This window comes from Neobacillus drentensis NBRC 102427 (assembly GCF_001591445.1).
In the GTDB taxonomy this organism is placed as follows: domain Bacteria; phylum Bacillota; class Bacilli; order Bacillales; family Cytobacillaceae; genus Neobacillus; species Neobacillus drentensis.
The window spans coordinates 1-6,794 of the sequence record NZ_BCUX01000098.1 but is presented as its reverse complement, the minus strand read 5'-3'; the positions used below and the strand labels follow the sequence as shown (position 1 = coordinate 6,794).

6 protein-coding genes are annotated in these 6,794 nt (G+C 43.5%); 2 read left to right on the top strand and 4 right to left on the bottom strand.

Annotation, left to right across the window (positions count from 1 at the left end):
- Positions 1 to 50 precede the first annotated feature (50 nt).
- Together BDR01S_RS23920 and BDR01S_RS23915 are read right to left on the bottom strand one after the other, a co-directional pair.
- Positions 51 to 1,229, bottom strand: coding sequence for a toxic anion resistance protein (locus tag BDR01S_RS23920; RefSeq protein WP_066258995.1), 1,179 nt, complete (start codon positions 1,227 to 1,229; stop codon positions 51 to 53).
- Positions 1,226 to 1,882 carry a 5-bromo-4-chloroindolyl phosphate hydrolysis family protein gene (locus BDR01S_RS23915; protein WP_066258996.1) on the bottom strand — a complete coding sequence of 219 codons (657 nt, stop codon included), beginning with the start codon at positions 1,880 to 1,882 and terminating at the stop codon, positions 1,226 to 1,228. The genes BDR01S_RS23920 and BDR01S_RS23915 overlap by 4 nt, the downstream gene beginning before the upstream one ends.
- A 290-nt stretch (positions 1,883 to 2,172) precedes the next feature.
- Here BDR01S_RS23915 and BDR01S_RS23910 point away from each other — a divergent pair, with 290 nt between their 5' ends.
- Positions 2,173 to 2,847 carry a hypothetical protein gene (locus tag BDR01S_RS23910; protein WP_066258997.1) on the top strand — a complete coding sequence of 225 codons (675 nt, stop codon included), beginning with the start codon at positions 2,173 to 2,175 and terminating at the stop codon, positions 2,845 to 2,847.
- Positions 2,848 to 3,241: 394 nt separating this feature from the next.
- Here BDR01S_RS23910 and gloA2 read toward each other — a convergent pair whose 3' ends face one another.
- Together gloA2 and wecB are read right to left on the bottom strand one after the other, a co-directional pair.
- The gene (gloA2, locus tag BDR01S_RS23905; protein ID WP_066259001.1) at positions 3,242 to 3,628 is read right to left on the bottom strand and encodes an SMU1112c/YaeR family gloxylase I-like metalloprotein; all 387 of its coding nucleotides are present in this window, start codon (positions 3,626 to 3,628) and stop codon (positions 3,242 to 3,244) included.
- Between the two features lie 22 nt (positions 3,629 to 3,650).
- A complete protein-coding gene (wecB, locus tag BDR01S_RS23900) occupies positions 3,651 to 4,799 on the bottom strand; it encodes a non-hydrolyzing UDP-N-acetylglucosamine 2-epimerase (RefSeq protein ID WP_066259002.1) in 1,149 nt (382 codons plus the stop codon).
- A 235-nt stretch (positions 4,800 to 5,034) separates the two neighbouring features.
- Here wecB and BDR01S_RS23895 point away from each other — a divergent pair, with 235 nt between their 5' ends.
- Positions 5,035 to 6,417, top strand: a complete 1,383-nt coding sequence (locus tag BDR01S_RS23895; RefSeq protein ID WP_066259003.1) for a S1C family serine protease — start codon at positions 5,035 to 5,037, stop codon at positions 6,415 to 6,417.
- Positions 6,418 to 6,794: the final 377 nt, after the last annotated feature.

Genomic DNA, 6,794 nt, shown 5'->3' with positions numbered 1-6,794 from the left:
CAAAAAAGACCCCTCGCTCCAGTTTGGTCGCAACGAGGGATCTTTTTTGGTTATTTTCCTTTGATCTCAAGCAGTTTTAGGCGAAGGTCGTTTTCCATCGTTGCCAGTTCTTGCTCGGCTTGGCGGCGCTTATGGCGGCCTTCTTCTTGAATTCGCATTGTTTCTTCGAGTGTTGTAATGAGGCTTTCTTGCGTTTTCTTTAAGGTTTCAATATCAACGATACCGCGCTCGTTTTCTTTTGCCGTCTCAATCGTATTGGTTTTCAGCATTTCGGCATTTTTCAGGAGAAGTTCATTGGTTGTTTTCGATACCTGTTTTTGCGCCTCGACGGCATGACGCTGGCGAATTAATGTCAACGCAATCGCCACTTGATTTTTCCATAATGGAATCGCCGTCATAATCGATGATTGGATTTTTTCCACAAGCGCTTGGTTCGTATTTTGAATCAAGCGAATCTGCGGGGCACTTTGGATGGTAATTTCCCTGCTTAATTTCAAATCATGGAGACGCTTATCCAGCCGGTCCGCAAATTGAATCATATCGTTGACTTCTTGGAACTTCATTTGGTCATTGGCCACTTCCGCTGCCCTTTTTAGCTGAGGAATAGTCTTTTCCTGCATTTCTTCCAGCTTAATCTCGCCAGCGGCAATATAAACATTAAGAGCATGAAAGTATTCTTTATTGGTCTCATACAGTTGTTCTAGCAACTTAATATCGGACATCAGGACGTTTTTACTGCGGTCCAGTTTTACACTGATTCGGTCAATTTGGGCGCCTGTTTTTTGATATTTTGAGAGCACTTCTTGAATGGAACCAGAAATTTTCCCAAACATACGAGCAAATAAGGATGGCTTCCCATCCTTCAAATCATCCGGATTCACTTCATCTAGTCGCTTCATTAAATCACTAATGATTTGCCCGATTTCACCCACATCTTGTTTCTGCACATGCTCTAGCATCGTATGGGAGAAAGTCAGCAGTTTCCCTTGGGCCTGGGTACCATATTGAATCATCGACTGATGATTGGTCGGATCGATTTGCTCCGCAATCTGATAGGCCTTTGCGCGGTGTTCTTCCGGGATGACGTCAATTAATTTAACTGGTTTCGCCTCGCCTGTGTGCTGGACGGGCTTTTTAGCAAGCTCAAGCTTATCCCCAAACGGGTCGGCAAGGATATCATCTAATAAATCACCAGTATTATTGGGTTGGATTGGGTTGTTTTCATTCATTTTAGCCACCTATTTTCTTCAGGAAATTTAGCGTCCTTTTGCTTATTAAGGGTATGCTTTGCGACGTCAATTTCAAAATTTAAAGTATCGATATCGTCAGAAATCACTTTATATAGGTCTTCCTCCAATACCTTTGTTAGTTCATTAAGCGTATGACGGGTTTCAATCAGGGATTGACCCATTTCCATATTCTTTTTTGGCTGTGAGGATAAGAAGCTATATTTTTCGGTAAGTTCAACGATTGAATCTAAATGTGAAAAATAAAACTGCTCCGCCTGGTAAAATCGCTTCGGCTCTTTTGTGGTCATCTTGTGTATTTTCTTGGTAATTCTAAGGAGATCTAATCTTTGTTTTACAGATGAAATATCACGGATGGTGAAAAGATTTTTATTCAAGCGATTAATTTTCCGCTTGGCTTCCATTAGATTTTTTCGAATGTATCGGTATTCTTTTCTTGAGATCTGATGCTTTTTTAAAAAGCTAGTGTTCATCACAATGGCGAGGATGAAATGGATCAGAATCCCCGCAGTTATCGCTATTCCAGTTGCCGGCCAAAAGGTCTGGTCCAAGGGAAAATAGGTGATTAGCCAAGTTAACACCGTTACTGGGACGGCTACAAAAGAGCGAAGAAGAAACGACAAAATCGGGTTCATTATAATCGACTCCTGACTTAAGACATCTGTATATTACTACGAATGAATGCAATGGAATGTTTCATTTCACTCAAAATATATACCAAATAGAAAATTATTTCCATTTAATACTTCAACAATACACGAAACAACTCCTGCACGCCATGGACCTCAAACGGAAAGAATTCTAGGACTTGAGACGTATTTTTCATTTGCGGTGGTGCGATAACCCCAATTAATTGGGCTCTGCCCAAGAGTAAATTAATAACATGCATAGGATGGTTACGATCGTGAGGAGAGAGGAGAATATTATGTATAATCCTTATTATATGCCCGTGGAGTATCAAAATGGATTAAACCAGCATTATGATAGTAGACAATTCCAAGGTGGGGCACAGAATCATGGTGGGATGCAGCATCAAGGCGGACCTCCGTATCATGGCGGGTCACAAATTCATGGTGGAATGCAACATCATGATGGGCCGCAATATCATGGGGGAACACAACACCATGGTGGGCCGCAATATCACGATGGAGCACAACACCATGGTGGGCCGCAATATCATGGGGGAACACAACACCATGATGTGTCGCAATATCATGGGGGAACACAACACCATGGTGGGCCGCAGCATCAAGGTGGACATTCAGGATTTAACCTTGGATCATTGGGATCTAGTTTGCTCGGGCTAGGCTTAGGTTATTTAGGAGGAGCCGCTCTAGGGAACGTTCAAAATCCCGGGGGATATGGCGGATTCCCAGGCTACGGCGGATACGGTGGTGGACCACTTCAAGGTTACAACCCTTATGGACCAGGTGTTGGTGGAGGCTTAGGCTACCCTCCTGTTGGCGGTCCAGGATATCCTGGATTTGGTCCAAATATGAACATGTACGGACAGCAGCTCCAACCGCCCCCAGGCGGTTACGGCTCATGGTCTCCAAGTGAATATGGACTCCCAAACCCAAATCCGGGTTTGCGTAGATAAAGAGGCTTGGGTGTTAATGGCTTGGTGTCAGGCACCGCTCGTGGACAGTTCGCATCCTTTGTACGCACGCGATGGACAGTATTAACAGAGCAAGACCACAATATGATTTGCGGTCTTGCTCATTTGTCTGGGACGATTATTAATTTCCTGTCAGCCCGAAGGAATAGGATATTGTAGGTTTATTAACGACCCAATCGACTCCATCAATTCGATTTTGGTAGCCAATACCCCCTATTGGCTACCAAAATTACTTTTACTCTCCGATTTCAGTCCTCAATGACCCCCATTGGCTACCCGAATTGCCTTTTTCCTCCCATTTCGGTCGTCAATCCTGAGTTACAGTTTTATATCACACAAATTAAACTACTACAAAACAGGACTTCCCTACTTAAATTTATCGCTCATAAAGCTCAAGCGGCAGCCCATCCGGGTCCGCGAAGAAGGTGAATTTCTTGTTGGTGACGGGGTCCACTCGGATGGCCTCAACATTCACTTGGTGGCTTGTCATATATTGAACCGCTTCCTCGATATCATCCACTTCAAACGCAAGGTGCCTCAATCCTGCTGCTTCAGGATAGCTTGGCCGGTCAGCAGGGTCTGGAAAAGAAAACAGCTCAATCTGGTATTGACCATTCACTTCCAAATCAAGCTTATAGGAATCTCTTTCCGCGCGATAAACTTCATTAATAGGCGTCAGTCCTAAGATTCGAATATAAAAATCCTTCGACTTTTGATAATCTGAACAAATCACCGCAATATGATGGATTTTATTAATTTTCATCTAACTATATCTCCTAAAAAAATCATTTCTCAACCCCAAAGTCCGCTGGGCGTTCTCCATTTTCAAAGTGGTGGAGGATGGCTTGGACGATTCGCTCAGAAGCGTATCCATCACCGTATGGATTAGAGGCGTGAGCCATTTTATCATGTGCCGCTGGGTCTGACAATAACTCATTGGCAAGTCCAAAGATGGTTTCTTCATCGGTTCCAGCCAGTTTTAAGGTGCCTGCTTCAATCCCTTCTGGGCGCTCGGTGGTATCACGTAAAACTAGTACCGGTACACCCAAGGACGGCGCTTCTTCCTGTACACCGCCAGAATCAGTCAAAATCAGATAGGCCCTTGCGGCAAAGTTATGGAAGTCAATCACATCTAAAGGCTCAATCAGATGAATTCTCTCGTTATCCCCCAGCACTCGTTTGGCAATTTCACGAACCACTGGATTCATATGGACGGGATAAACCACCTGCACATCGGCATGTTTTTCGACCACACGGCAAATCGCTCGGAACATACTTTCCATTGGCTCCCCCGTGTTTTCCCTGCGATGGGCCGTCATCAGAATTAACCGGTCATTCCCGAGTTGGTCTAATACAGGATGAGAATAATTGGCCCGCACCGTTGTTTTAAGTGCATCGATGGCCGTATTTCCTGTGATATATATAGACTCCTCCCGCTTATTTTCCACCAATAGGTTTTGCTTCGATTGGATCGTTGGCGAGAAATGAAGATCGGCCAAGACTCCCGTCAACTGGCGGTTCATTTCCTCGGGGTACGGTGAATATTTATTATGAGTCCGAAGTCCTGCCTCGACATGTCCAATCGGAATCGAGTGATAGAAAGCCGCCAAACTCGCCACAAATGTGGTCGTCGTATCACCGTGGACCAGCACAATATCTGGCTTGACATCTGCAAGAACTTGATTGAGTCCCTCTAAGCTGCGTGTCGTAACATCCAGCAGAGATTGCCGTTCCTTCATTATATTTAAGTCATAATCAGGCGTAATTTCAAAAATATGCAGTACTTGGTCAAGCATTTCGCGGTGCTGCGCCGTCACCGTCACAATCGGCTTAATTTTATCAGGATATTTCTCTAATTCTTTTACCAAGGGTGCCATCTTAATTGCTTCAGGTCTTGTTCCAAACACAGCCATTACCTTCAATTGATTCTCCATAGAGGCCTCCAACTATATCTTCAGTCCGATATCATTTTCATTCACTAATCATGATACCAAAGATTGCCCCTTTATGAAAAAGCAATCCTCTCCTTTTGTCATAAAAACTTCAAAAAGACCCATGACACTCACTTATTATCTAAAAATTTTAGATGTACAATATTACTTTTATCCCATGGGCGAATATATTGCAGAGTAAATTTTTAAAATATCCGACCTAGGAGTGAATTATGTTTTGAAAAAGAGGGCCCTTTTTACCATACCTATCAGTTTGCTACTTATTGCAGTAATGGTGGCTTCGATTTTCCTCATCAATCTCAAACCAACCGCCGGGAAAATTGCTCAAGCACAAAAACTCGCGGAATACTCCAAGCCGGCAGTGGTTCGGATCGTTGATTATGCTGTTGTCCAGTGGCAATTTAATAATCCCAATGATCCTGAAGTCATCGCCATATTGGAACAGTTAAAAAATCAATCCGTGGTGGGCGGCTCAGGTTCAGGGGCCATTATTAGTTCTAACGGCTACATCGTCACCAATGCTCACGTTGTGGAGGCAACTCAAAAAAAAGACGAGGAAATTGCCAATGCTGCATTTGAACAACTGGTAACAATCATCGCGGACTATTTTAAGATAGACTATAAAACAGCCTACAAGTATATGGTCCAATATACACAATACAAGGACATCCAAAAAGTTCTGAAAGTAATTTTACCTGGCGGGGATATACTGGATGGCGAGGTTAAAAGCTATGGGGCCCCTATTAATGAAGGAAAAGATGTCGCTGTCCTAAAAATTGAAGGGAAAAACCTGCCGACTCTACCGCTTGGAGATTCAGATAATATCCAGAATCAAGATAATATTTGGGTCAGCGGCTACCCTGCTGCTGCCGATTCAGATCTATTATCACCCGATTCATCCTTAGTTTCTTCGATGAATGCTGGCCAAATTTCGGCAACCTCCAAAAAGACAGGACAAGGAAGCCCAGTCATTCAAATTAATGCGGCGGCCACACATGGCAATAGCGGTGGACCGGTCATCAACGCAAAGGGCGAAATCATTGGCTTACTCACGTTTAGGGGCGACACAGTCAACGGTCAAGAAGTCCAAGGATTTAACTTTGCCGTGCCTGTTAATACCGTGAAAGAATTTGTCAACCAAGCCGGTGCGAAAAATGCGAAGAGTGATACAGATAGACTTTATCAGGAAGGACTTAACCTTTACTGGGGCGGCTATTATAAGCATGCTTTAGATAAATTCGAGGCCGTCCAACGGATCTATCCAAATCATTCTGAAATCAAACAATATATCGCGAACTCCGAGAAGAGGATGGGCAGCAACAAAACGCTTTGGTCCGACTATACTACTATTTTTTACATCGTGGATGGGGTTGCCGGATTGCTGATTATTATTCTCCTGTTGTTCACGTTTGCCTTTAGACCGAAACAGCAAGCAGTTGCTGCGGCACCAGTTGCTCCAACCCCAACTCCGGTAACTCCGCCGCCGACTGTACCTGAAAATACCTTAACCGATCTAAATAACGATGGAAAAATTGACGTTCAAGATATCCTCCTCGCCCTCCAAGAGGCCAAGAAAAAACAGAAAAAAGACGAGGAATGATGTTAACCGGTTCCAGTGACTATCGCAAAACGTGAATTTGTAGCTGAAAATGTATAGTAAAATCCATATGAAATTGCACCGCATTTTGTGCGGTGCTTTTCATTATGAAAAAAAAATAGCCCAGTCCTTTTTAGAAAACATCTCCTTGCGGCTAAGTAGGTAGGACCTTTACTACTCTAACCCAAGTACATTTATGATTTAGTACCGGTGAAATAGACGGCTACTATGAATGGTTCACAGTGCCGATATTTACCTGGCTTCATTCGACTCTTTTGGTTGTTAGGTTACCATTCACTCTAAGTTTTCAACTTGAACGGATATCATCCACCCTATGGTTACCGTTCTCTCTTGTTCTCAGCATGAACAGACATCATACT

What these genes read in the sequence shown, in the direction of transcription:
- BDR01S_RS23920 (WP_066258995.1), bottom strand. Translation starts at nt 1,229, where the DNA reads ATGAATGAAAACAACCCAATCCAACCCAATAATACTGGTGATTTATTA.
- BDR01S_RS23915 (WP_066258996.1), bottom strand. Translation starts at nt 1,882, where the DNA reads ATGAACCCGATTTTGTCGTTTCTTCTTCGCTCTTTTGTAGCCGTCCCA.
- BDR01S_RS23910 (WP_066258997.1), top strand. Translation starts at nt 2,173, where the DNA reads ATGTATAATCCTTATTATATGCCCGTGGAGTATCAAAATGGATTAAAC.
- gloA2 (WP_066259001.1), bottom strand. Translation starts at nt 3,628, where the DNA reads ATGAAAATTAATAAAATCCATCATATTGCGGTGATTTGTTCAGATTAT.
- wecB (WP_066259002.1), bottom strand. Translation starts at nt 4,799, where the DNA reads ATGGAGAATCAATTGAAGGTAATGGCTGTGTTTGGAACAAGACCTGAA.